Annotated in this window: 22 protein-coding genes; 13 read left to right on the plus strand and 9 right to left on the minus strand. The window is 40.9% G+C overall.

Features of this window, described 5'->3' with window-relative positions; genetic code table 11:
- Positions 1-2 precede the first annotated feature (2 nt).
- From PVK63_RS12235 to PVK63_RS12280, 10 genes are all read left to right on the plus strand, one after another.
- Positions 3-1502: an SPOR domain-containing protein gene (locus PVK63_RS12235; RefSeq protein ID WP_274440540.1), complete on the plus strand. Its 1500-nt coding sequence runs from the start codon at positions 3-5 to the stop codon at positions 1500-1502.
- Positions 1503-1585: 83 nt separating this feature from the next.
- The gene (gene dam / locus PVK63_RS12240) at positions 1586-2416 is read left to right on the plus strand and encodes an adenine-specific DNA-methyltransferase (protein WP_130088139.1); all 831 of its coding nucleotides are present in this window, start codon (positions 1586-1588) and stop codon (positions 2414-2416) included.
- 149 nt (positions 2417-2565) lie between these two features.
- A complete protein-coding gene (gene rpe, locus PVK63_RS12245) occupies positions 2566-3243 on the plus strand; it encodes a ribulose-phosphate 3-epimerase (RefSeq protein ID WP_130043895.1) in 678 nt (225 codons plus the stop codon).
- Between the two features lie 5 nt (positions 3244-3248).
- A complete protein-coding gene (locus PVK63_RS12250) occupies positions 3249-3932 on the plus strand; it encodes a phosphoglycolate phosphatase (RefSeq protein ID WP_274440539.1) in 684 nt (227 codons plus the stop codon).
- A gap of 106 nt (positions 3933-4038) precedes the next feature.
- Positions 4039-5055 carry a tryptophan--tRNA ligase gene (gene trpS / locus PVK63_RS12255; protein WP_274440538.1) on the plus strand — a complete coding sequence of 339 codons (1017 nt, stop codon included), beginning with the start codon at positions 4039-4041 and terminating at the stop codon, positions 5053-5055.
- An 85-nt stretch (positions 5056-5140) separates the two neighbouring features.
- Complete coding sequence (locus tag PVK63_RS12260) at positions 5141-5719, plus strand: aminodeoxychorismate/anthranilate synthase component II (protein ID WP_130047181.1); 579 nt, start codon at positions 5141-5143, stop codon at positions 5717-5719.
- Between the two features lie 308 nt (positions 5720-6027).
- The gene (locus PVK63_RS12265; protein WP_274440536.1) at positions 6028-7242 is read left to right on the plus strand and encodes an aspartate aminotransferase family protein; all 1215 of its coding nucleotides are present in this window, start codon (positions 6028-6030) and stop codon (positions 7240-7242) included.
- 152 nt (positions 7243-7394) lie between these two features.
- A complete protein-coding gene (gene astA / locus PVK63_RS12270) occupies positions 7395-8411 on the plus strand; it encodes an arginine N-succinyltransferase (RefSeq protein ID WP_130047179.1) in 1017 nt (338 codons plus the stop codon).
- 12 nt (positions 8412-8423) lie between these two features.
- Complete coding sequence (gene astD / locus PVK63_RS12275; RefSeq protein WP_130088141.1) at positions 8424-9881, plus strand: succinylglutamate-semialdehyde dehydrogenase; 1458 nt, start codon at positions 8424-8426, stop codon at positions 9879-9881.
- A gap of 12 nt (positions 9882-9893) precedes the next feature.
- Positions 9894-10688, plus strand: a complete 795-nt coding sequence (locus PVK63_RS12280) for a DUF1338 domain-containing protein (RefSeq protein WP_130088142.1) — start codon at positions 9894-9896, stop codon at positions 10686-10688.
- 70 nt (positions 10689-10758) lie between these two features.
- On the opposite strand, the gene crp is transcribed toward PVK63_RS12280, so the two are convergent.
- Positions 10759-11391, minus strand: a complete 633-nt coding sequence (gene crp, locus PVK63_RS12285) for a cAMP-activated global transcriptional regulator CRP (protein WP_005421074.1) — start codon at positions 11389-11391, stop codon at positions 10759-10761.
- Between the two features lie 245 nt (positions 11392-11636).
- On the opposite strand from crp, the gene PVK63_RS12290 reads away from it, so the two are divergent.
- Positions 11637-12038 carry an OsmC family protein gene (locus PVK63_RS12290; protein ID WP_130047176.1) on the plus strand — a complete coding sequence of 134 codons (402 nt, stop codon included), beginning with the start codon at positions 11637-11639 and terminating at the stop codon, positions 12036-12038.
- A gap of 74 nt (positions 12039-12112) precedes the next feature.
- Here the strand turns inward: PVK63_RS12290 and hslU are convergent, their stop codons facing one another.
- The 5 genes from hslU to priA form a co-directional block, all read right to left on the minus strand.
- Positions 12113-13447, minus strand: a complete 1335-nt coding sequence (gene hslU, locus PVK63_RS12295; protein ID WP_130047175.1) for an HslU--HslV peptidase ATPase subunit — start codon at positions 13445-13447, stop codon at positions 12113-12115.
- Between the two features lie 18 nt (positions 13448-13465).
- Positions 13466-13990 (minus strand): ATP-dependent protease subunit HslV, encoded by a 525-nt coding sequence (hslV, locus tag PVK63_RS12300; RefSeq protein WP_005421069.1) that lies wholly within the window; start codon positions 13988-13990, stop codon positions 13466-13468.
- A 191-nt stretch (positions 13991-14181) separates the two neighbouring features.
- Positions 14182-14757 carry an SPOR domain-containing protein gene (locus PVK63_RS12305; RefSeq protein ID WP_130043904.1) on the minus strand — a complete coding sequence of 192 codons (576 nt, stop codon included), beginning with the start codon at positions 14755-14757 and terminating at the stop codon, positions 14182-14184.
- Positions 14758-14933: 176 nt separating this feature from the next.
- Entirely contained in the window at positions 14934-15941 is a 1008-nt protein-coding gene (cytR, locus tag PVK63_RS12310; protein WP_130043905.1) for a DNA-binding transcriptional regulator CytR, read from the minus strand.
- A 194-nt stretch (positions 15942-16135) separates the two neighbouring features.
- A complete protein-coding gene (gene priA, locus PVK63_RS12315) occupies positions 16136-18337 on the minus strand; it encodes a primosomal protein N' (protein ID WP_274440535.1) in 2202 nt (733 codons plus the stop codon).
- Positions 18338-18576: 239 nt separating this feature from the next.
- On the opposite strand from priA, the gene rpmE reads away from it, so the two are divergent.
- Together rpmE and PVK63_RS12325 are read left to right on the plus strand one after the other, a co-directional pair.
- On the plus strand, positions 18577-18795 hold the full coding sequence (gene rpmE / locus PVK63_RS12320) for a 50S ribosomal protein L31 (RefSeq protein ID WP_130047173.1): 219 nt from the start codon (positions 18577-18579) through the stop codon (positions 18793-18795).
- Positions 18796-18989: 194 nt separating this feature from the next.
- Positions 18990-20237, plus strand: coding sequence for a malic enzyme-like NAD(P)-binding protein (locus PVK63_RS12325; protein ID WP_130047172.1), 1248 nt, complete (start codon positions 18990-18992; stop codon positions 20235-20237).
- Positions 20238-20322: 85 nt separating this feature from the next.
- On the opposite strand, the gene pulA is transcribed toward PVK63_RS12325, so the two are convergent.
- From pulA to PVK63_RS12340, 3 genes are all read right to left on the minus strand, one after another.
- Positions 20323-23919 carry a pullulanase-type alpha-1,6-glucosidase gene (gene pulA, locus PVK63_RS12330; RefSeq protein ID WP_274440532.1) on the minus strand — a complete coding sequence of 1199 codons (3597 nt, stop codon included), beginning with the start codon at positions 23917-23919 and terminating at the stop codon, positions 20323-20325.
- Between the two features lie 200 nt (positions 23920-24119).
- Entirely contained in the window at positions 24120-24944 is an 825-nt protein-coding gene (locus tag PVK63_RS12335) for a MalM family protein (RefSeq protein WP_274440531.1), read from the minus strand.
- Positions 24945-25015: 71 nt separating this feature from the next.
- Complete coding sequence (locus tag PVK63_RS12340) at positions 25016-26392, minus strand: carbohydrate porin (RefSeq protein WP_443111691.1); 1377 nt, start codon at positions 26390-26392, stop codon at positions 25016-25018.
- Positions 26393-26661: the final 269 nt, after the last annotated feature.

A 26661-nucleotide genomic window follows, 5' to 3' on the forward strand; every position in this document is an offset into this window, starting at 1 on the left:
ATATGAGTATTGGTCATGATTTAACTGTATTGGAATTAGAAAGTCAGTTGGATGTGCTATCACGCATTCAATTTGTTTCTCGGTTTGGTTCTAATTTAGTGCATGTAGAAGGGGTTAAAGGCTCTGGTAAATCATGGCTGGCTCAACGATATCTTGAAAAGTGGTGTGATGATGCAAATCAAGCACTATTGATGTGTCATTCTAATCAATCGATTCAGCAGCAACGTGGCATTATTTTAAAGCAAGTCGTTCGAGATCCGTTATTTAATGAATCTGATACGGTTGTTGATAGTATCGATCGCATGTTGGCGGGAGAAAAATGCAATCTCGTATTAGTGATTGATGATGCTCATTTACTTTCTTCTGAGCTTCTTAGTGAGTTATGGCTATTAGTTCAAAAAGCCCAATCAACGCCAAATTGGCAAATCAATGTCTTGTTATTTTCAGAATCAGGTAAATTAACACCTGGATTGGCACGCATGTCTTATGGCCAAGATAATAAACCTGTTGATATTGATATAGAACCACTGACAGCAGAAGAGGCAGCGACATTTACTGAAATACTGGTTGTTCGTTTTGCTCCAAGTAGAGAAGATAAACTTCGCATCCGTAATTTAGTTGATAAAAGTAATTATTTGCCTGCCGAGCTTATTGCTTTGGGAGACAAAAAAGCAGAGCGCCGAATTATTATTCGCTCAGTGACGCATTCACCTGTTGGTATTTTAGGCCTGGCTTCTCTTTTATTGCTAGGCGCAGCAGGGACTTATTGGTGGCTGAATAGTCAATCATCAGAATTGCCTGTTATTGAAACTTTAGTTGATGGTGATGACCCGTTAGTCGTTACTCTTGATGATAAACTTAATGCTGAATTAGTTCAGGTTAATGATGAAGAATTACAAAGTAACAACTTGCCTGAAGACGATACGGGTTCCATTCCGCCTGAAGTAATCGACACGCCTATTGTTGTTGATTCTAAAGTTGAAGAAGGAAAGCGTGTTGTTGTACCATCTGAATTGGTTGACTCATTAATTGATGATAATGAGACCATTGAGCCTGAAGTTGAAATGAGCACTGACTTATCGAATTCAGCTCAAGTAGAGGTAGGTGAAGCGACGAAATCAACGGTTGCCATTGTAGAAGAAGATAAGAGTCAGATATCTCAATCGGATGTGCCTAAACCAGAAGAAGCGAAGGCGACTTTTGTTATCGCAGATAAAGAGCTTAAAGCGATCTCAGATAAGCGCTATATTCTTCAACTGGCAGCGTTAACCAATGAAACTGCAGTACAAGAGTTTTTGAATGAGCATCAAATTGAAGGCTCGGCTCGTATCTACCAAACACTTCGTAATGGGTCTATTTGGTATATCGTTACGTTTGGTGATTATGCGTCTATTTCTGCTGCTCGTGGTGCGGTACAAAACCTTCCAAGTTCGGTTCAATCTTTGGGTCCTTGGGCTAAATCGTTAGTGCAAGTGCATCGTGAAATTGATTCTGTAAAATAAGCGCTAAGATAAACAGATCCTAGCGAAAAAATAGGGTACAATCCCCCGCTTTCTGAATTAAGGTAAAAAGGCGTAAAAGACGTATGAAAAAGCATCGCGCATTTCTAAAGTGGGCTGGCGGTAAATATAGCCTAGTAGAAGAAATTCAACGTCATCTTCCTGATGCAAGAAAATTGATTGAACCCTTTGTTGGTGCTGGTTCTGTATTTTTAAATACAAATTATGATCATTATCTTCTTGCGGATATAAACCCTGATTTAATCAATCTTTACAATCACCTTAAAGATGATCCTGAGCGTTTTGTTGAAGACGCTCGAGTGCTATTTCAACCAGAATATAATCAAAAAGAAGTGTATCTTGATTTGCGTATTGAATTTAACCAATGCACAGATACTTATCGTCGTTCTTTATTGTTTTTATACATGAATCGCCATGGCTTTAATGGTTTATGCCGTTATAACAAAAAAGGCGGTTTTAATGTGCCTTTTGGTTCGTATAAAAAACCGTACTTTCCAGAGAAAGAGATGTACTTTTTTGCCGAAAAAGCAAAGAAAGCAACGTTTGTCTGTGAAGGCTATGTCGATACCTTTAAACGAGCACGCAAAGGTGCCGTTGTTTATTGTGATCCTCCTTACGCTCCGCTTTCAACCACTGCGAATTTTACCTCTTATGCAGGTAATGGCTTCTCTCTTGATGACCAAGCAGCATTGGCGGATATTGCGGAAAAAGCCGCGTTTGAGCGTGATATCCCAGTATTGATCTCTAATCACGACACCACATTGACTCGTCGTCTTTACCACGGTGCCACACTTAATACTATTAAGGTGAAGCGTACGATCAGTCGAAATGGCGCCGGCCGTAATAAGGTTGATGAGCTAATGGCGTTATTCCACGCGCCTGAGTGCCGCGAGTAAATTAATCGTTACCCTTCAAAAATCCCATCGAAAGACTCATTGAGCTTAAGACAGGTTTATAATTATCAGGTAGAATTGCGCCGTCGATTTAATCGATTGCGCCATATCGTTGTGGCGATACTTAAATAATTATTAACCTGAGGCTCAACATGAAAGACTTTTTGATCGCACCATCTATTCTCTCTGCTGATTTTGCTCGTCTTGGTGAAGACGTTGAAAAAGTATTAGCGTCAGGTGCTGATGTTGTTCATTTCGATGTAATGGATAATCATTATGTTCCAAATTTAACGTTTGGTGCACCAATCTGTAAAGCACTGCGTGATTACGGTATTACGGCTCCAATCGATGTCCACCTTATGGTAAAGCCAGTAGATAGCATTGTTCCTGAGTTTGCTAAAGCAGGCGCAACGATGATCACCTTCCATGTAGAAGCGTCAGAGCATATTGATCGCACGCTTCAATTAATTAAAGAGCACGGTTGTCAGGCGGGGGTAGTATTAAACCCAGCAACGCCATTATCTTGCCTTGATTACATTCTAGATAAAGTAGACATGATCCTACTTATGTCAGTTAACCCAGGATTTGGTGGTCAATCATTCATTCCAAGTACCCTAGATAAATTACGTGCAGTACGTAAGTTGATCGATGAGTCAGGCCGTGATATTCGTCTTGAAATCGATGGGGGTGTGAAGGTTGATAACATTCGTGAAATCGCTGAAGCGGGTGCGGATATGTTCGTTGCGGGCTCTGCAATTTTTAATCAACCAAACTACAAAGAAGTGATTGATGAAATGCGTGCAGAGCTAGCAAAAGTAAAAGGTAATTAAGAATCATGTTTGAAAACATCAAACTGATCGCCTTTGATTTGGATGGGACGCTGCTTGATAGCGTTCCAGACTTAGCTCGTGCGGTTGACCTTGCTATGCAAGATGTAGGTTACCCAAGAGTAACGCTAGAACAAGCGTCTCATTGGATTGGTAATGGTGCAGATGTGCTTGTTTCTCGTGCACTAAGCCAAAGTGTCACAGTTCGAGAAGGGTTAGACTCTGAATTGGTTAAGCAAGCTCGCACTCGTTTAGATCATCACTACCATGATGGTGGTCATGAGTTAAGTCACTTATATCCAAATGTGAAAGAGACGCTAGAAGCGCTTTATCAACAAGGTTACGCATTAGCACTTGTTACTAACAAGCCCGCACAATTTGTTCCTGAATTACTTGAACAACATCAGCTTGCTCATCTTTTTGTCGATGTGATCGGTGGTGACACCTTTGTTGAGAAAAAGCCGAATCCATTTGCACTTAATTGGTTGCTTGATAAGCACCAATTAACGCCTTCTGAGATGCTGATGGTAGGCGACTCAAGAAATGATATTCAAGCAGCTCAAGCAGCCGGTTGCCATAGCTTTGGTTTAACTTATGGCTATAACCATGGCGAGCCTATCGCAGATAGTCAGCCTGATGTGGTGAGTGATGAATTTAATCATTTATTAGCCGTGATGAGTGTGGCAAGATAGTATTCATTGATAAGTACAAATAAAGACTATCAATACAATAGAATAACCATTAAATGATCCCATCGTGGATCATTTAATTTTTACAGTTAAACAAGGAATCATAACCATGAGCAAGCCCATCGTATTAAGTGGTGTTCAACCATCAGGTGAACTAAGTATCGGTAACTACTTGGGTGCTCTACGTCAATGGCAACAGATGCAAGACGATTATGATTGTCAGTATTGTGTAGTAGACCTTCACGCAATTACGGTTCGTCAAGATCCTAAAGCGCTGCATGAAGCGACACTCGATGCACTGGCAATTTGTCTAGCGGTTGGTGTTGATCCAAAGAAGAGCACGCTATTTGTTCAGTCGCACGTACCAGAGCATGCTCAACTTGGTTGGCTTCTTAACTGTTACACTCAAATGGGTGAATTGAATCGTATGACTCAATTCAAAGATAAATCAAAGCGTTATGCAAATGACATTAACGTAGGTTTATTTGATTACCCAGTATTAATGGCGGCAGATATTCTGCTTTATGGCGCACATCAAGTCCCTGTTGGTAGCGATCAAAAGCAACATTTAGAACTAGCGCGTGATATTGCTAATCGTTTTAACAATATCTACAGCCCTGAAGCGCCATTATTTACCGTACCAGAACCGTACATTCCACAAGTGAATGCGCGTGTAATGAGCCTGCAAGATGCGACGAAGAAAATGTCTAAATCAGACGATAACCGTAAGAACGTTATTACGCTGCTAGAAGATCCTAAGTCGATTCTTAAGAAGATTAATAAAGCACAAACAGATGCAGAAATGCCACCGCGTATTGCCCATGATTGGGAAAATAAAGCGGGTATTTCAAACCTGATGGGTCTGTACTCTGCGGCGTCAGGTAAAACGTTTGAAGAGATCGAAGTGCAATACCAAGGTGTTGAAATGTACGGTCCATTCAAGAAAGACGTTGGTGAAGCGATTGTTACTATGCTTGAGCCTATCCAATCTGAATACAAGCGTATTCGTGAAGACCGTGCCTACATGGATTCAGTAATGAAAGCGGGTGCTGAGAAAGCCTCTGAGCGTGCTGCTGTAACATTGAAAAAAGCGTTTGAAGCGGTTGGTTTTGTTACTCGCCCATAGTCTTTAGCTCTGATAAAATAGATTGCTCGTAGGGTTTCTCTGCGGGCAATTTTTATTTCTTATTCATCTTTTTAAGTAGTTCTTTATGCTGTTAATGATCGACAATTATGATTCATTTACCTATAACCTATATCAGTACTTCTGTGAATTAGGTGCAGAGGTAAAAGTGGTTCGTAATGATGACATTGACATTGCAGGTATTGAGGCACTTAATCCATCTCATTTAGTTATCTCCCCTGGACCTTGTACGCCAAATGAAGCGGGTATTTCACTACAAGCAATCGAATATTTTGCGGGGAAACTGCCAATCTTAGGCGTGTGTTTAGGCCATCAAGCTATTGCTCAAGTATTTGGTGGTGACGTGATACGTGCGAAAAAAGTCATGCATGGTAAAACCTCGCCAATTATCCATACTAACCAAAGCGTATTTAAAGGGCTGAATAATCCTCTTACCGTGACTCGTTATCATTCATTAGTGGTTAAAGCTGAGACATTACCTTCATGCTTTGAAGTCACTGCATGGACAGAAAATGAAGTGGGAGAAATGGATGAGATCATGGGTTTTTGCCATAAAACGCTGCCGATTGAAGCAGTACAATTTCATCCTGAATCGATAATGACAGAGCAAGGTCACGATATCCTCTCTAATTTTATTAATAAATAATTAATATTTTCCCTGTTAACTAGAGCGATCTAGTTCACTCTTCTTACTTTTTCTTTTGTCTTTTTTTCTGCTTATTCATATGAAGATTTATGCATAAGCCTTGTGTCTTCTATTCTTATAAATTCGTTTACTTATCTACTCACCTGCTATAGCGTTATTCTATAACTATTCTAATAAACTGACTTATCAGTCAATATGATATAGGGAATGGAACTTTTTTAGTTCAAAAAAAGAATTTTGTGCTATTGAAAAGGTTAATGGTTTGTAAATATTATGCTGAAAAACGGCATACGCAGAAGGAAAGTGTGATGACGACCAATTCACAAGTCGAACGTAAAGATTTTAATGATGTAATGATACCTTGTTATAACCCAATGGAAGTGATTCCCGTCAAAGGGAAAGGTGCTCGAGTGTGGGACCAAGCGGGCAAAGAGTACGTTGATTTTGCTGGTGGTATTGCAGTGAGTTGCTTAGGGCATTGTCATCCTATCATGGTTAATGCCTTACAAGAGCAATCACAAAAGTTGTGGCACCTTAGCAATGTGATGACCAATGAGCCTGCGATTCGTTTGGCCAAAAAACTCACAGAGGTGTCATTTGCTGAAAAAGTTTTCTTTGCTAACTCAGGTGCAGAAGCAAATGAAGCCGCTCTTAAATTAGCGAGACGATGGGCTGTCGATGTTCATGGAGAAGAAAAAAGTGAAATCATCGCATTTAAACAAGGCTTCCATGGTCGAACTTTCTTTACCGTAACCGTCGGTGGCCAAGCGGCTTATTCTGATGGTTTTGGTCCTAAGCCCGGTGATATCTCTCATCTTGAATACAATAATCTTGCAGAGCTTGAAGCGCACATGTCAGAAAAAACCTGTGCAATTATGATGGAGCCATTGCAAGGTGAAGGTGGATTAATTTCTCCTACATCAGAATTTGTAGAAGGTGTTAGATCACTGTGTGATAAATACAACGCACTGCTTATTTTTGATGAAGTACAAACGGGTAATGGTCGTACTGGTGACTTTTACGCGTACCAAGGCTTAGGCGTTACGCCTGATATTTTAAGTACTGCAAAATCACTGGGTGGTGGTTTTCCAATTGGTGCCATGCTAACAACGACAGATCTGGCTCAACACTTAAAAGTGGGTACACATGGATCAACTTATGGTGGTAACCCATTAGCATGTGCTGTTGCTGAAGCCGTTGTGGAAGAAGTAGCAAAGCCAGAAACATTGGCTGGCGTAAAAGAGCGTGAGCAATGGTTCCGCGATGGGCTAGAAGCGTTAAATGCAAAATACGATATGTTCGCAGAGATCCGCGGCAAAGGCTTGCTACTTGGCGCCGCATTAAATGACGCATGGCAAGGCCGTGCTCGCGATGTTCTTGTAGCAGCAGGCGAACAAGGGCTAATGGTTCTTGTTGCTGGAGTCAATGTTGTTCGATTTACTCCGTCGCTAGTTATTACTAAAGAAGACGTAGAGCTTGGTTTTGAGCGTCTAGATAAAGCACTTGCGTCATTAAATAAATAGATTCACATAAGGAGTTGGGCAACACCAGTAGATAGGGTTGCCTTTCTTTATATCTAAAGTAATCATCTAGTGCTCACTCCAATAGATAGTCTTGAAGTTTTATCTATTGGACTTAGCATAGTCTACGCAACATCGCATCGGAGGGAATATTGATGCTTGTTATTCGTCCTATCACTCAGGAAGATTATCCTGCACTTCATCAGTGTGCTGTGGAATCAGGTCATGGTTTCACCTCGCTACCCGTTAACGAAGAGCAATTACGAAATCGAATTGATCACTCCATAGATAGTTTTGAAAAAGAAGTTCAAGAGCCTGGAACAGAAGGTTACCTAATGGTTGGCCAAGATTCAGTAACGGGGGAGGTTACAGGAACTACAGGAATAGAAGCTGCGGTTGGTTTGGATTCTCCCTTCTATAATTATCACATCAGTAAAGTGGTTCATTTCTCACGTAAGCTCAATGTTAATAATGTTGTGAAGGTACTGACTTTTGGCAGCAATTACACTGGCAGTACTGAGATCTGTACGCTTTTCTTACGCCCAGAGTTTCGTGAAGGCCTGAATGGTCGTTTAATGTCTAAAGCGCGTTTTTTAATGATGGCGGAACATCCGCATCGTTTTTCAGACACTATTTTTGCAGAAATGCGTGGTGTTTCTGATGCAGAAGGGGAGTCACCATTTTGGAAATGGCTGCAAAAACACTTCTTCTCAATTGATTTTACTGAAGCGGATTATCTAACGGGTATTGGATATAAAGGATTCATTGCTGATCTTATGCCTAAGCTACCAATCTACGTTAGCTTATTAAGTAAAGAGGCTCAGGCGGTTATCGGTAAGGTGCATGACAACACTAAACCTGCTCTAAGACTATTAGAAAATGAAGGTTTCCGCTGTCGAGGTTATGTCGATATTTTTGATGCAGGGCCAACGGTTGAATGTGATTTACGCAGCATTGAATCGGTGCGAAATTCATTTAAAGCTAAAGTTATCATCACAGAGCATAACAGCTCACAGCAGTATTTAATTGCAAACACATCGTTTGAGAATTTCAGAGCAACAGCAACCACCGCCGCTTATGATAAAGCGACTGATACCGTTCATTTAACGCAAGAAGCGGCAACGGCATTGCAAGTAGAAGTGGATGATTACGTACGTTTATTAGCTCAATAGAGGACAAAGGATATGACACATTGGATTGCAGGGGATTGGGTTTCAGGACAAGGTGAAACCATACAATCAGTAAGCCCATACAACAGTGAAGTGGTGTGGGAAGGAGACAGCGCAACCAAAGAACAGGTTGAGTCAGCTGTTAGTGCGGCACGTCATGCCTTTATTGAGTGGAAAAAACAGCCTTTTGAAGCGCGCCAAGCGGTTATCGAGCGCTTTGCTGAATTGGTAAAAGAGAATGCTGATAAAGTTGCTGAAGTTATTGCAAAAGAGACGGGTAAACCTTTCTGGGAAACAAAAACCGAAGCGGGAGCTATGGTGGGGAAAATCGCGATTTCCGTTCGTGCTTACCATGAAAGAACGCCACATAAAGAGCGTGAAGCAGCAGGGAATAAAATTGTACTAAGACATCGCCCACTAGGAGTAATGGCTGTCTTTGGACCGTATAACTTCCCAGGACACCTACCAAATGGTCATATCGTTCCTGCGTTACTTGCGGGTAATACCGTGGTATTAAAACCTTCAGAGCAAACACCATGGACCAGTGAAGTAATTATGCAGCTGTGGCAGCAAGCCGGTTTACCTAATGGAGTGATTAACTTAGTACAAGGTGCTCGTGAAACGGGTGAAGCACTGGCTAGCGCTAAAGGGATTGATGGGTTGTTGTTTACCGGCAGTGCGAATACAGGGCATATTTTACATCGCCAATTTGCAGGAGATACAGGGAAAATGCTGGCCCTAGAAATGGGGGGGAATAACCCAATGGTGATCTCTCATAATTTTGGAGATCGAGAAGCGACGGTTTATACCATTATTCAGTCAGCTTTTATCAGTGCTGGTCAGCGTTGTACTTGTGCTCGTCGTCTGTATGTGCCAAAAGGCCAAGCTGGAGATGAGTTAGTTGTGCGTCTTGTTGAAGTCGCAAAAAGCATTGTGGTTGACCAACCTTTTGCTGATAACGTGCCATTCATGGGACCGCAAATATCAGTCGCTGCGGCAGAGTTTATTTTAAATGCCCAGAAGAATTTACAAGCTTTAGGTGGTGAATCACTGCTTGAGGCGAAAAGCTTAGGCCACGCTTTTGTTTCTCCGGGCATTATCGATGCGACTAATGTAGCTGAATTACCGGATGAAGAATACTTTGGCCCATTATTGCAAATAGTACGCTATGAAACGTTAGAAGAAGCGGTAGAGCTTGCTAATGACACTCGTTATGGTTTATCGGCAGGCCTTGTTTCAACGGATGACAATGAGTGGGAATATTTTGTAGAGCATATTCGCGCAGGTATTGTAAATCGTAACCGTCAATTAACTGGAGCAAGTGGTGACGCGCCATTTGGTGGTCCGGGGGCATCAGGCAATATGAAACCAAGTGCCTACTATGCAGCAGATTATTGTGCCTACCCAATGGCCTCAATGGAAGGCGATGCCTGTGAAATTCCCGCTCAACTGTCTCCGGGTTTAACTTTATAAGAGGTAATAGGCATGAATAACGTAACGTCTTTATTTTCGTCATTATGGCAAGATTATATTACTCGTTTATCCCCATCGGCAGGAAGGGTTCATCAGTTATTATCTAATGGCGATGAATTGATTAACGATCACATTGCATTACGTACGTTTAATTTGCCTAAGGTTGGCTTGCAAACGTTAGCCGCCCCATTTTTAGCAATAGGGTATAAAGCGTGTGAGACGTATGATTTTGAAGCGAAAAAACTCAAAGCACAGCATTTTGAGCATCCAGATCCTAATGCGCCACTTGTTTTTATTAGTGAGATTTTAGTCGAAGAGTTATCACCTGAGTCCCAGAACATTATTCATGCTTTGGTTGAACAAGTGCCTGCGCATTATTTTGCGACCAGCGATTTTCTTTCAGCGGGCCGCCCTTGGGCGTTAAGTTTTGAGGAATATCAAATCTTAGCAAAAGAGAGTGAGTACGCTTCTTGGCTGGCAGCTCATGGTTATGGTGCTAATCACTTTACGGTTTATATTAATCAGCTTGAAGCGTTTGCTGAAGTGGTTGATGTGAACCAACACTTACGTGATGCTGGTTTTGCAATGAACGAAGTGGGTGGTGAAGTGAAAGGCTCTCCTGAGGTTTACTTAGAACAGTCATCAACCATGGCCGATAAAGTGAAAGTGAGCTTTACTGAGGGTGAGTTTGACATCCCAGGTGGATTTTATGAGTTTGCTAAGCGTTATTCGCTACCTAATGGCAAGATATATACAGGATTTGTCGCGGCATCTGCTGATAAAATTTTTGAAAGCACAGACAGTTAATTCTAAAATTTAGGCATAAAAAAACGCAGCTCAAGGGCTGCGTTTTTATTCGTTTAAGATAAGCGTTAAATTAACGAGTACCGTAAACTACGATTGTTTTACCGTGTGCAGAGATCAAGTTTTGCTCTTCAAGCATCTTCAAGATACGGCCAACAGTTTCACGTGAACAACCTACAATTTGACCGATCTCTTGACGAGTGATCTTAATTTGCATGCCATCTGGGTGAGTCATTGCATCTGGTTGTTTAGCTAGATTCAATAGAGTCTGAGCGATACGGCCTGTAACGTCTAGGAATGCTAAATCACCTACTTTTTGGCTAGTGATTTGTAGACGAGTTGCCATTTGAGCAGAAAGACGCATCAGAATATCTGGGTTTACTTGAATAAGCTGACGGAATTTCTTAAATGAAATTTCAGCCACTTCACAAGGGCTTTTAGCACGAACCCATGCTGAACGTTCTTGACCTTCTTCAAACAAGCCAAGCTCACCGATGAAGTCACCTTGGTTAAGGTAAGAAAGGATCATTTCTTTACCTTCTTCATCTTTGATTAGTACAGCAACAGAACCTTTTACGATGTAGTAAAGTGTCTCAGCTTTTTCACCAGCGTGGATTAAAGTACTTTTTGAAGGGTACTTATGAATGTGACAATGAGATAAGAACCACTCTAATGTTGGGTCTGTCTGAGGTTTACCTAGAACCATACTTTATACTTCCTCTGCGTTTGCCAAGTAGGCGATGTCCATTTTAAAATAACTGAGCCAAATATCAGTTTGGCCTATAGAATATGGTTATCGGAACAAGGCTGCATGTTCGTTGAGATAATTGATAAAATCATACCTTGTTTCGCCGTTGATTTCTTGACTTTGATCGTATGAAATGTGCGACCAAGGGCACAATTTCGTGAAATGGATCACGAGTTTTCTTTTTATGTAGTAAAGAGGCTTTTATGAACGCTGAAGTTAAATGGATTGAGGGATTTACTTTCCTAGGTCAATCTCAATCTGGTCACTCTGTGGTAATGGATGGAAATGGTGGTGAAAAAGCCCCAAGCCCGATGGAAATGGTGTTAATGGCCGCTGGTGGATGCAGTTCTGTTGATGTTGTAGATGGACTTAAATCTGCAAATCAAAAAGTAACAGGCTGTATTGCTAAGTTATCAAGCGCGCGTCGTGAAACTGCGCCAAAGCTGTTTACTCATGTGAATATTCATTTTGAAGTGAGTGGTGATAATCTGGATCCTAGCATTGTTGAGCAAGTTACTGCTGATTCATTACAGAAGTATTGTTCAGTATGTTTAATGCTAGGTGAAGGCATTGATATGACACACTCTTGGGAAATAGTGGCTTAAAATAATGCGTTTCCTAAAGAGAAAGCCTCGCTAATTTTCATTAACGAGGCTTTATTTAGCATAAAGGCTAAAAATTACAGAATGAAGCGACTTAAATCTTCATCTGCGACTAGCTTGCCTAAACGCGAACTTACGTATTCAGCATCAACAACTAAGCTCTCGCCGTGTTTTTCAGAAGCATCGTAAGAGATCTCTTCCATTAGGCGTTCCATCACCGTATGTAAGCGACGAGCACCAATGTTTTCTGTACTTTCGTTTACTTGGAAAGCGGACTCAGCAATACGAGTGATGCCATCTTCAGTAAATTCAACGCTTACATTTTCGGTTGCCAATAGAGCTATGTATTGTTCAGTTAATGACGCGTTTGGTTCCGTTAAGATACGTTTGAAGTCATTTGCTGTTAATGCTTCAAGCTCAACACGGATAGGTAAACGGCCTTGTAACTCAGGGATTAGATCAGACGGTTTTGCCATCTGGAATGCACCCGATGTGATGAATAACATATGATCGGTTTTCACCATACCGTGTTTAGTGCTTACTGTGCTGCCCTCAACTAATGGCAGTAAATCACGTTGCACACCTTCACGAGAAACATCACCTGAATGAGAGTTTGAGCCTTTACAGATCTTGTCTATTTCATCGATAAATACGATACCGTGGTTTTCTACGTTAAAGATGGCTTGTTCTTTTAGTTCTTCAGGATTAACCAGTTTCACGCCTTCTTCTTCTGTTAGTGCTTTAAGGGCATCAACAATTTTCATCTTACGCTTTTTGGTTGTATTACCGCCTGATAGGTTTTGGAACATACCTTGAAGTTGGTTTGTCATCTCTTCCATACCAGGAGGAGCCATGATCTCTACACCAACCTGAGGTGCAGCAACATCCACTTCAATTTCTTTGTCGTCTAGTTTGCCTTCACGCAGTTTTTTACGGAAAGATTGACGGGTACCAGAATCATTATCGCCTTCTTCGTTATTACCCCATGCATCACGCGCTGGTGGTAATAAAATGTCTAGAATTCGGTCTTCTGCTTGCTCTTCAGCTCGGAATTTTACTTTTTCAACGGCCTGTTGGTGTGTCATTTTGATAGCAACATCGGTTAAATCACGAATGATACTCTCAACTTCTTTACCAACGTAACCTACTTCAGTGAACTTAGTCGCTTCAACTTTAATGAAAGGCGCATTTGCTAACTTCGCCAAACGACGTGCAATCTCTGTTTTACCTACACCAGTAGGACCAATCATTAGGATGTTTTTAGGCGTAACTTCGGCACGTAAATTTGGTTCCAATTGCATACGACGCCAGCGGTTACGAAGTGCAATCGCGACTGAACGTTTTGCTTTATCTTGACCAATAATATGGCTATCTAGTTCGTGTACAATTTCACGAGGAGTCATTTCAGACATGGGAATTCCTTATTTTGGTTAAGCGTTCAGTTCTTCAACGGTGTGATTGTGGTTGGTGTATACGTCGATATCACCAGCAATAGTTAACGCTTTTGTGGCAATTTCACGAGCATCTAAATCGGTATTCTCCAGTAATGCGGTCGCTGCAGAGCGAGCAAAATAGCCACCAGAACCGATAGTCAGTAAATCATTGTCCGCGTTGATTAAATCGCCCGTACCACTGATGATAAGAGAAGTGGTTTTGTCTGCCACAATTAACATTGCTTCAAGGCGACGCAATGCTCGGTCACTACGCCATTCTTTAGCTAACTCAACCGCAGCTTTGGTTAAGTTACCTTGGTGCATTTCTAATTTTCGTTCACACAGGTCGAACAGAATAAAGGCATCTGCTGTGCTACCAGCAAAACCAACAAGAACAGAATCATTGTATAGACGACGTACTTTTTTTACGTTGCCTTTTGCGATCATATCACCTTGAGATGCTTGGCCATCGCCAGCAACCACGACTTTGCCTTCACGGCGTACAGAAACAATTGTAGTCACGAGTAAAACCTCTTATTCGACGACGCCATTAATTAAAGCATGACATCATCTTCATGATTATTACTATTGTAATGGGGGGAAGGAGTAGGCTTTTCAAGTTGAATAGATAGAAAAAAGGAGCACTCAATGCGCTCCTTTTTAAATGTGTGATGCTATTAGCGATTTTAGTCGCTGAACTTATTGATGAGTGATTACTGATCTTTCCAGATAGCGCAAGGTTCGATTTTAGCTCGTTGTAACTTATGGCGATCTTTTTCTGCATCACGTTTAAATTTATACGGTCCAAGAACCACTTTATACCAACTACTGCCGTCAGCATGACGAACGGTAGATGTTATGCCTTGGAAAGCAATATTCATCTTGCGCTCTTCAGCTTGTGAGCGTGATTTATAAGCGCCGCATTGCATGATGTAAGGAACTTCAGATACTTTTAGCTCTTTTTGTTCTACTTCAATTTCTTTATTTGGAAGTTCATCCATATAACTCCATTGCTCTTCTGGCAATGGTGGAATTTCTTGGTTAGAACTTGTTTTCTTGGGTTTAGCTGGAGCGACTTCCGTTATGGTTTCTTTTTGCTCTGGCGCTGGAGAGTCATTTAAAAAGTAAAGGGCATAGCCAAATACTGCAACCAATAGGCCTGCAACGGCAACGGCTTTCCAAGGAGTAGAGCCCGGTGATATCGGCTGCTTAACGCCTTTTTTCTTGGCTGTTTTTTTTGCCGGTTTCTTGGGGGTGCGTCCACGTTTTACGTAATCTTTATTAGCCACAGTGCGTTACTTTATACAGAATTCAAAGAAGGTTCTTTATGGTAATCAGTTGTCGCTACTCATACCAGTATTTGTGTGAAAAAGTACGCAAAAAGTCACTAATTGGAGAAAAATATTGACCCAATCAATGACTTTGCTTTGTGGATTCTTCTTGCTGATGTTTAGAGTTCTTATTATTAATGGTTTTTTGGTGGTGCAGTGCTTTCTCTTATTACTAATGATGATTCTAACAATCGGGATCCTGAACGAACATCATGACCTTTAAGTAGCTCTAGAAGCATAAGCATAGATTGACGTCCGATCTCATAGCGAGGCTGTGAAATAGTGGTTAATGACGGCTCACAATACTGGGAAAATTCAATGTCATCAAACCCCATAATGGAGATGTCTTGAGGTACACGAAAACCCATTTGCTTTGCTTTTTGAATTGCACCAATGGCCATTATGTCGTTGTGACAAAATACGGCGCTTGGTGGTGAGGAGAGAGAGAGTAGTTGGCTAATTGCCTTCGCGCCTGCTTCAAAAGAGAAATCACCATAATGAATGTAGGCGCTGTTCATAGTGATTCCTGCTCGGCGCAATGCTTGTTGGTAGCCTTGGTGTCTGAATTGACATAGGGCAGAATCTTCAGGGCCAGATAACTCGGCAATACGTTTATGGCCTAGTTTAGTTAAGTAATTCACGGCTTCAAATGCAGCGGTTAAATTATCAATATGAACGGTTGGTAATTCTAATTCAGGCGCGTATTCACAAGCCATAACAAGAGGGGGTAAGTTTTTTTGTTCTTGGCGACTGGCATTGAAAGGAAGATCCGAGCCTAGCAGTACCATGCCATCAACCTGCTTGGTATAAACAAGATTTACAAAAGAATGCTCGCGCTTTTGTTGCTGGCTACTGTCGCCAACCAAAACGATATATCCATTCTCGACGGCGGTATCTTCAATGCCTCGTAGAATATCGCTAAAGTATGGGTCGCAAATATCAGGCACAATGGTCACTATTGTTTTAGATTCATTACGGCGTAAAGTACGAGTGAGTGTCGTTGGAGAGTACCCCGTTTCAATGATGGCATTCTCTACACGTTTACGAGTGGTTAACGATACTTTTTCTGGTGTCATTAGTGCTCGTGATACCGTAGCTGTTGATACCCCTGCCGATAGAGCAACGTCCTTCATTGTCGCCATAATAATTCTCTCCAACTAAAATCTAATATTAAGTAAACGATTGCTCTGTTTATTTTAGAAGATATTTTATGTGTAAAATAAAGAATTAAATACGGGCGATCTAACAAAAATTACATCTACGTTGTGACTTGCCTCACATGGGGGCTGATTATCTTCCTCCTTAATGAAAAATAAATAGAATTAAAATCCTTACACTAACTAAGGTCTTGAGGCTCTATATCAAGCGTCCAGCGAACTTTTTTCGCTAATGGGAGCAGTTCAATCGCTGCCTTAGCTCCTCGTAACATACTCTGCATTACGGTTCTGTTTGGCGCTTGAAAAAGCAGTTGCCAACGATACTTACCTGCTCGTTTTGCTAATGGTGCAGGGATGGGCCCTAATACCGGCGTGGCGTCATGAAATTGTGGATGGCTCTCTAGTATGTCGCGCACTTGCCGTAAAAATTGCTCTACGTTATCACTATTATTTGCTTCTGCTCTGAATAGAGATAAATGGGTATAAGGAGGAAGCTGAGCAAATTTTCGCTCTTGTAAAGCATACTCAGCAAAGTGTCCATAACCTTGATGCAATAAGCTTTGTAGTAGCGAGTGCTCTGGATGGTGAGTTTGTAAAATTACTTCACCTGGTTTACTGGCTCGTCCAGCACGACCTGCCACTTGAATAAAGAGCTGAGCTAAACGCTCAGGGGCACGAAAGTCACTGCTAAATAATGAGCTGTCTACATCAATTAAGCCGACTAGGGTGACGTTGGGGAAATGGTGGCCTTTTGCTAGCATTTGAGTACCAATTAAAATTTGGTATTCGTTATTTTTAATCGCGTCTAAGTAATTCTCTAAGCTGCCTTTTTTGCGGGTGCTGTCTCGGTCAATACGAACGGTTTTATACTCAGGAAATAAATTCATGAGTTGTGTTTCAAGCTGTTCTGTTCCAACGCCAACAGAGATCAATTGAGTCGAACCACAACCCTGACATTGATGAATAATGGGTTGCTGTGAACCACAGTGGTGGCAACGAATTTCATTGCTATGTTGATGAAAAGTATAATAAGCATCGCAACGTTTACATTCTGCCATCCAACCGCACTCGTGACACATGAGTGCAGGAGAAAACCCTCGGCGGTTTAAAAACAACATGACTTGATTGCCCTCAGATAAGTGTTTTCTCATTTGAGCAATTAAAGGGGCAGATAAACCACTATTTAAATACAGGCCTTTTACGTCTAATACGCCATGGCGAGCTGGAATTGCCGTACCTGCACGTTTGGATAACGTTAGGTGGTGGTATTTACCGACTTTCGCATTGTGCAGCGTTTCGAGTGCTGGAGTTGCCGAGCCTAAAATAATAGGGATGTTATCTAAGTTGGCACGCATCACTGCAAGATCGCGAGCGTGATATCTCATGCTATCTTGTTGTTTATAAGAGGCATCATGTTCTTCATCGACAATGATGATCCCAAGATCATGAAAAGGCGTAAATAGAGCTGAGCGGGTGCCTATAATTATGCCTGCGTGATTGTCTCGTGCGGCTAGCCATGAATTTAAACGTTCAGTGTCATTAAGACCTGAATGAATGACATCGACAGGAACATTAAAGCGACGTTTAAAGCGATTGATGGTTTGTGGCGTTAAGCCAATCTCAGGAACCAAAACCAGAGCTTGGCGGCCTGCTTTTAGAATGGGCTCTAATAATTGTAAGTACACTTCTGTTTTACCAGAACCTGTTACACCATCCAGTAAATAACAGCCGAACTCAGGACTTGCATTGACGGTTGCAATTGCAATAGCTTGTTCTTCATTGAGCTGTGGTTTCTCTTGGGTTACCTCAACATTGCGCTGCCAATAGCTTGGCTTTGGGGCAAGGGAGATTTCTTCAATCCAACCTTTATCTATAACCGCTTTTAATGTTGCCGCGGTGATCTCTTCTTCTAGCATTTGTTCATGGCTGCATGACTGATGACGAACTAAGTTCAGTGCTTTAGCTTGTTTTGGTGCTCGAGTCAGTTTATTAAGATCTTGGTTTTTTCCTAATTCGGTTATTTGCCATGCCTTTAAGGCTGCAAAACCTGCCTCTCGACCTTTGCGTAACCAGGCTGGCATTGCATTCGCGAGGGTTTCACCTAGGGGATATTGATAGTAAGTACTGCCCCAGTTAAGCAATTTGTAGAGATGAGGAGGCCATAGCGATGCATTATCAAGCACCGCATCAATCCCTTTGAGCTTTTCTCGTGAGAATTCTGATTCATTGCTTAGTTTAACCACCACACCGATTAAGCGTTGACGCCCAAAAGGCACTTTTACACGGCCACCAATCACAGGAGCTTGTCCCGGTTTGATAAGATAATCAAACGAGCGATCAAGAGGAACGGGGAGTGCAATGTGGGCAATTGAGTATGACATGGCTAACATTAATAAGAGATCAGAATGAGAATAGTCTACCCTTAGATAAAAATATCGCAAACTAGTAAAAAAAACGGCGAAAAAAGTAACAGATTAGTTGATTGATCGCTCCAGATTCATTACTATACGCGACCTTAAGTAAGTGTAATCTAATTATGCTTATTATTTTTGTTAAACTACGTGTGGTGTCCGGCATTAGAATCGGATGGCGACACGGCCTAAATTATTGAGGTTTTCCCATGAAAGCAGGTATCCATCCTGAGTACAAAGCTGTTAAAGCTACTTGTTCTTGCGGCAACGAGTTCGAATTCAACTCTGCACTAGGCAAAGACACAATCCACCTAGACGTATGTGGCGAATGTCACCCGTTCTACACTGGTAAGCAACGTATCGTTGATACTGGCGGCCGTGTTGATCGCTTCAACAAACGTTTCGGTGCAATTGGTTCTAAGAAATAATTACCAGTTTCCGATAAAAGAGGAGTCCTATAGGGCTCCTTTTTTTATGCCTGAAAAATGAGGGTGATCACATACCACATTCTGGTTGGTACGATGTGTAAGCCAAGACTATGAAGTTTGAGCTAGATCAACTATTATACAATTTACTGTTTTGAAACAATTCTCTTATAATTATTAGCATTCAGGAAATCACCATGTCAGAAGACTTTCGCGAACAAGCTCTCCATTATCACGCCTACCCAACACCGGGTAAAATTGAAGTTGCATTGACTAAACCTGCAGACACAGTAGAAGATCTTGCGCTGGCGTACAGCCCTGGTGTTGCTGAGCCGGTGCGTGAAATCGCGAAGAATCCAGATGATGTTTATAAATACACATCAAAAGGTAATATGGTTGCGGTGATTTCTAACGGTACCGCTATTCTTGGTTTAGGTAACTTAGGTCCTTTAGCATCAAAGCCTGTTATGGAAGGTAAATCACTGCTTTTCAAGCGTTTCGCAGGTTTAGATTCTATCGATATTGAAGTAAAACACCGTACGATTGATGAATTTGTAGATACAGTGGCTAATATTGCAGATACCTTTGGTGGCATTAACTTAGAAGACATCAAAGCCCCTGATTGTTTTGAAATTGAGCGTCGTTTAATTGAGCGTTGTGATGTACCAGTGTTTCATGACGATCAACATGGCACAGCGATTGTAACAGCAGCAGGCATGCTGAATGCAATTGAGCTTCAAGGTAAGAAATTGGAAGATGCGATCATCGTTTGTCTTGGTGCTGGTGCTGCAGCAGTAGCTTGTATGGAGCTATTAATTAAGTGCGGTGCAATGCGTGAAAAGATCTACATGTTAGATCGTAAAGGCGTGATCCACACTCGTCGTGATGACATTAATGAGTACAAACAACGTTTTGCAAACAATACCGATAAGCGCACACTTCAAGATGTGATTGAAGGTGCTGATTTATTTTTAGGAGTATCGGGTCCGAACCTATTAGATGCAGAAGATTTAAAACTAATGGCGGACAAGCCAGTTGTATTTGCCTGTTCAAACCCAGATCCTGAAATTAAACCTGAATTGGCTCACGAAGTTCGTGATGATCTAATCATGGGGACGGGGCGTTCAGATTACCCGAACCAAGTTAACAATGTACTTTGTTTCCCATTCATTTTCCGTGGTGCGCTAGATGTGCGTGCAAGCGTGATTAATGATGAGATGAAATTAGCGGCAGTAGATGCGATTCGTCAGTTAACAAAAGAGCCTGTACCTGCCGAAGTATTAAAAGCCGCAGGGGTTGATACGCTAGAATTTGGCAAAGGTTACATTATTCCTAAGCCAATGGATCCTCGTTTGCTTCCTCGTGTTGCTAAAGCGGTAGCACAGGCTGCGGTTGATTCAGGTGTAGCTCGTATTGAAATGCCTGAAGGATATATGGAAGCGTAGTTCGCTTTTGTTTTTCAGTTTAGCAAAAAGGCTTCTAACATCGCTTGATGAAGAAGCCTTTTTTGTTATGGGTTAGTTTATGATATTAGTTACGGCGTTTTTCAAAAACCGCCACAGACCATGCTGGTGTGTTTAACTTATTGTTTGTCACACTTGAGCTTTTTGAACCGTTATATGCGATTGATTTAACGCTATTTGCTGCTTGGATTGAGTGAAGCGTATAACCCGTGGCGTCAAAGAGAGCGAATTCATTCAGGGCTGTTGGCGTTGCATTTATTACAACCACTAGACCATCACGATCTTGGTCAATTGAAGCATCGTAGTTGCTTCCGCTGTTATCCATACTCATCACTATGATACCAACGGTTTGATTACTGCCCGTGTTATGGAATTTTACGCGTTTAATGATCTCTTCACCATGACCTAGAGTTAGTAGGCCAGAAGATGCACGTAATGAAGCAAACTCTTCATAGAAAGCTTTCATTGCTTGAATGTTATCTGTCGTAGGCATAGCATTTTCAGCTGAGTTATCTACAACATCTTGAATCACAGTCCAATTGCTTCCATCTTTGTCTTCACGAGGTAAGCCTACATCCCAGTTATTGTCTTGTGCGGTAAAATCAACACGGTTGTACCAATCACCAGAGTCATAAGAGTCACGTTGCATGGATTTAGAACGCAGTAACTCGCTACCCATATGTGTAAATGGAACCCCTTGACCTAGCATTGCGGTTGCTAATGAAACAGCTTGCATACGAGTTCGGATTTCTGCTGATACGTCATAACCGATCTTATATTGGTTGTTATCCCATAAGGTTTGGTTATCGTGTTTTGATACGTAGTTTTGAATTTCCCAAGCATCTTTTGCGTAACCTGCAGGTTGGCCGTTGTAATCTAACTCCGATCCTTTAATGCTGTTATTTTTACTATCAACAAAAGGGTAATCAGATAAGTTACCAGCCATACCTAGACGAGTTAAATCAGCTAGGTGTAGTGCTGTTTCTTTGCTTGTTTTATTTTGTTCGTTTGGTAATACAAACGCGCCATTACCAAAGCCTTGGTTTTCGCGTAATCCCATCTCTGAATCAAATGGACCACCGCCACGAACAGAATCACGTAAACGATCAGAGAAGGTTCCTATGCCAGCACCGTACAGGTTAGGTTGCGTTGCTTGAGTAAATTGGCGATCGTTACCAACCTCACCAAAATTCCAGCCTTCACCATAGAAGTACGTATTTGGATCGACACGCTTTACTGCTGTTAACGTATCTAAAATTTGTGCTTTAGGGTGATGCCCCATTAAATCCCAACGGAATGCATCGATTTTATAGTCTTTTGCCCACACGACTAGGGAGTCGGCGATTAATTTGCCCATCATGGCATTTTCAGGCGCCGTATTTGAACAACATGTTGAGTTTTCAACACTGCCTGTTATTTCATTTAAGCGTTGGTAATACCATGGGACGATACGATCTAAAACTGATTTATCACTAACGCCTGCTTCGTTGGTATGGTTGTACACAATATCCATCACGACGTTCATGCCAATGTCGTTTTTTACAGTCATAACCATTTCACGGAACTCTTTAATTCGAGTCATTCCATCGGGGTTACTTGAGTAAGAACCTTCAGGCACGGTGTAGTGGAATGGGTCATAACCCCAGTTAAAGGCATCAACATCTCTTACATAGCTATTTAAGCGTTGTACTACAGCATTTTCTGGAGAGTCTTTTGCTAAGTTCTTATTAAATACTGAAGCAACACTATCGCTACTGTTACAGTAACTACCAAAATCTTTATCGTCTTTTATTGTTGGTTTCAAACTGCATAATTTTGTGAAGGGTTCATCTATATTGGCGACTTGAGTCGGATCTTCGTTAATCGTAGCAATATCGAATGTTGGCAACAGATGTAAGTGTGAAACCCCAGAATCAGACAGTGATTTTAAGTGTTTAACAGGGGCTGAATCGGCTTGGTTGAAGGCTGAATATTTCCCTCTGCTATTTTCTGGTGTTGATTGATCTAGTGCTGAAAAATCGCGGATATGAGCTTCATATAAAATAAATTCAACAGGATTATCTTGAGAATGTGGTGGAGTGAGATCATTCCAACCAACAGGTACCACTTCAGCATTATTTAAATCAATAACTTGGCTTAATTCAGAGTTGGTTGAAAGACTTAATGAATAAGGATCGGTTACCTGATAAGTTTCAATTTTATCTGTCGCAGGGTGGTAAACCGTCACTTCGTATTTATAGAAATTACCGTGTGCTAGCGTTGTATTTTCAGCAACCCAACTGCCTGTTTCTTGATTAAAGATCATTGGGATCTTTTTACTTTCTTTCTTATTCGTATCGTAAGTGACTAATGCAACAGATTGAGACGTTGGTGCCCATAAACGGAAGGTTGTTGTACCATCAGAATTAATAAGAGCCCCAAATTTTTCATTCACAGCTTGGCTAGCGTACAGTGAATCTAGTGCACTTGCTGTTTGAACTTCGGTCGCTTTAATTACATCAGTAGCATCTGATGCTACTAGGAGCAATTGGCCTTTTAAAGCCTCTTTTAAACTGATGTCTGCGTCAGAAAAATCGATATCAAACGCAATAAAGTCAGACGCCAGGTGAGGTTTTTGCTCTGATCCTTTCCAATATTCTGAATTGCTTAATGCCTCGCTTGTTATCACCGCATCTGAACCAACGACTTTTTTCATTTTGCTATCGAAGGTCATCCCTGCATTTTTTGCATAATATAATTCGATTTTAGTGGCGTCTTTATTGTTAATTAAGAGAATATCATCACTTGCGAAAATAGCACTTGCGCCAGAAAGCTCAATGCCATTTTTTGGTTTATTCGCTAAAGGTTCATAATAGATTTTATCGGTTCCTTTAAAGATAAACGCAGCGTGACCAATTGCCGTTGTTTTATCAAATTTAATTTTTAGATTAGCGGTTTGGTAATCACCATCACTTTTGTTATTTGGAATGATATTTAAGCAGTTGTCTGTTCCATTTACAGGAATATCCCAGTACACCCCATAAGTATTACTGATACCTGAAGATTCAATGCCGGGCCATGCAGAATTATCACCATCAAGGTTGGTACAGCTTCCTTCATTCCATACATGAAGGCGAAACGCGTTCGAGTCACCATCTGGTGTATTCATATATACACGAGCATGGTTTGCTGGAATATCACCAGTAGGTATCAGTTCAGGGTAAACTGCAGCAACCCCTTCTTGAGTAAATACTTCACCATTAGCATTGGTTTGAGATAAGTCGACCTTACCGTTAAAGTCAGCTAGTGGTTTATCATTATTTTCGCCAACTCGTGGAATAAAATTAATACATTGAGATGCATTTTCTTTATCTGTCTTTAATGACCAGTACACGCCAAGTTCTGGGTCTTCACCATCAGGAATTAACCCCTTATTCCAATCACTAGCATCAGAAGTATCGCTGGCATAAGCACCACAATCCTCATTGTTCCAAACGTATAAACTTGCATTATCGTAAGTATTGGTCGCCGATTTAAAATAGACTTTTACATTTGTATTTGGAGGTGTTGGGTTTCCGGTGTCATCAGAAGAAGAATTGCAGCCAAAAAGCAGAGAAGAGGCCATTATTGTTAATATCGATTTTGTTAAATGTGAACGTTTAAATACATTATTAATATTATTCATGGTTAATTATGTCCATATATTTATTAGCGGGTGTGGTAAATTAATATAAGGATAATATTATTTAATTGGTACATATTGTGATCGACTTAACTAGAAGTTATTTAATTATAAGAAATATCATTCTGTTTATTTGGTGTATCATTAAAAGCCCTTAAGGTGATCCTTAAAGGCTCTTGATAATTTAATATTATCGTTGAATATTATTTTTTATTTTCTAATGCGTTAACAAAAATAGTTTCAGCATCTTTAATTCCTAATGCTTTAGCTTCTTCTAGTAGTGCTAGTGCTTTAGGTATGTCGTTTGTTTTTACTGCTTCAGCAATGGCTTCTTTATAGAAAGTATGCGTTTCTGGTTGTGCTGATTTTATTGCTACTTTAGGTTGTTGAGGTGCTTGTTTATGCGCTTGTAATGAAAGCGTTTTTATCGATAGCTTTAGTTTACCAAAACGTTCATAAGCATAAGTCGGATCCGTCACCATTGGCATCGGTTCACCTAATTCTTCTGCTCTGATCCTCGCTGGGTGCTTCACCTTAATAGATTGACCTAAATATTCATTAGAAGAATAGATAATAAAATAAGGGGTTTTAGTTGCATCAAGTTGGAAATTTAATTGAAACTGAGTACGAGTAAACGCATCGGATGGTTTAATATTAAATTGGTCTAAACTTGTTGTATTTACAACGTTAAACTCATGATCGAGAGCAATGAGTTTAGGAGCAACAACCGAGTCATTAATCATTAAACTTGAAAGACGTAATTGTACTTTTCCTGAACGGTCGGATAATTTAAAGGCATTAAAATAGCTGTTTCCATCAGAAAAATGACCAATAGGTGAATCTTTATCTAATTGAAAATCGATATCTTCCGTTGTCGCCAGTTGTATCCAAGGGTATTGTGAAAAATCAGAGCAACACACTTCTGACGAGGTAATTGGAACCATTGGCTCTTGAATAACTTGAGTCGAAGAGCAGGCGGTTAAAGAAAGACCGATAAATAAGCTAAGTAATAATTTTTTGGTGTTCATCAAGACTCTCCATGATTCGACAAATAAACGCAAAAAGGCAGCCGATGTGGCTGCCTTTAATTTTAAAGTAATTAGAACCAGATTTCAGTGTGAACACCGATAATTGTTTCTGACTTACCATCTTTAATGCCAATTTGTTTAGCACTTGCTTCATCGTCAGCTGTAATGTAGCTCACGTATGGTTTGATTTGTGGGCGACCAAAGTAATCAGCGTTAACGGTAAATGCTGCAGCCAATTCAACGTTGATAATGTCACTCTTCAGATCATCACCTGTACGTCCCCAGTAACCTTCAGCGCCCTCTTCGTGAGCGTAAGAGCCAGTTGCTTCAAGACGAAGATTCTCATTTACTTTGTATGATGGTCGTGCGGCAACAATGTAGCGCTTAAGGTCTTTAGCGCCAAATAGCTCATCTAATGCAGCAAAGTATGTTATTTCAGAACCCATTTGCCAGTTTTCAGAAATATTTACCACACCACCAGAAGTGAAGAAAATTGATTCAGCGTTGTCATTTTTTGTATCTGTGCCTGCAGGATTCATAGCATTTCCAGACCAACTACCAAAGTTAACACCACGGTTTTGCGCTGCGCCTTTACCATAAGAAATTGCTGTTTGTGACCATCCATCTAAGCCATAATAACTGGAATTTAAGGTAATAGCTGCACCGATACCATCATCATGCGTTACGTTAGCTTGAGTGATGTATTTCAAATCAAAGTCTAAGCTACCAAAGCCAACATCAACGCCGTAGTAGTATAAATCATGTGACGTTAATGTATTTCGACCATCTGCACTTGGGCCATTGTTGATATCGCCATCCGTATCAGCAGCAACAATTGCAAAGCCAGCAGTATTTCCTGCAAGTTTAGTTTGGATACCAGCACCAACACCTGATGATTGTTTCCAGAATTCACCAGATAATGCACTTGCAGAACGGTTTAGGTAACGTTGGCCACCCCAGATAGACGTATTTTCACCTAAATAAGATAAGCCACCAATTTCAACATAAGTTTCTTTTACTTCAAATTGTGCTGTTGTGTTGGCTTTTTGGCTGCCAGGAGATGAGTAAGCGTAAGAGTTACCATTACCGTATTCAGAACGAACAACAAAGTCAGACCAAACACCATTAGCATGTTCAGTGTGTTTTTTGATTACGAATTCAACTTGGTTAGTACTTTTTCCGTGCGTACCTGCTGTTTTGTAATCTGGCTTACCAAATTCGGTATCTACTGTTTCGCCATCTACCATACGAAAATTCATTGACGCGTAACCGTGTACTTCCCAGCCATCTGAAATTACATCAGTCCCGTTCACTTTTTCAATTTTAGGTGCCGCGGCATCATCTCCAGAGGTAACGTCTAACGCTAAGCTGTTGTCAGCGAATGCAGTACTAGAAAGCAATGCGGTAGAAACAGCAGCGGCAAGCAATGTGTATTTATTCATTTTCATCTTAAAATCCTATTTCCTTTTTAGAGGATATTTTGATTTGAAAATGTTTACTCCCAAATTTAATTCCGAAACAAGGCAGTGTAGGAAAGAGAAGTAAACATTTATTCTCGTTATTGAACGGGAAGCAGATTAAAAATAAATCACAATGTTTAACTCCTCCTCTTTTTATAAAAGGGAGGGCGTAGAGCTAGGGATGAGAAAAAATAGCGATAGGTCTTCTGTTGATAATAATCACACTTGGTAGGGTGTATTCAGAATATAAATGAGAT

Source organism: Aliivibrio sp. S2TY2, assembly GCF_028765525.1.
GTDB classification, from domain to species: domain Bacteria; phylum Pseudomonadota; class Gammaproteobacteria; order Enterobacterales; family Vibrionaceae; genus Aliivibrio; species Aliivibrio finisterrensis_A.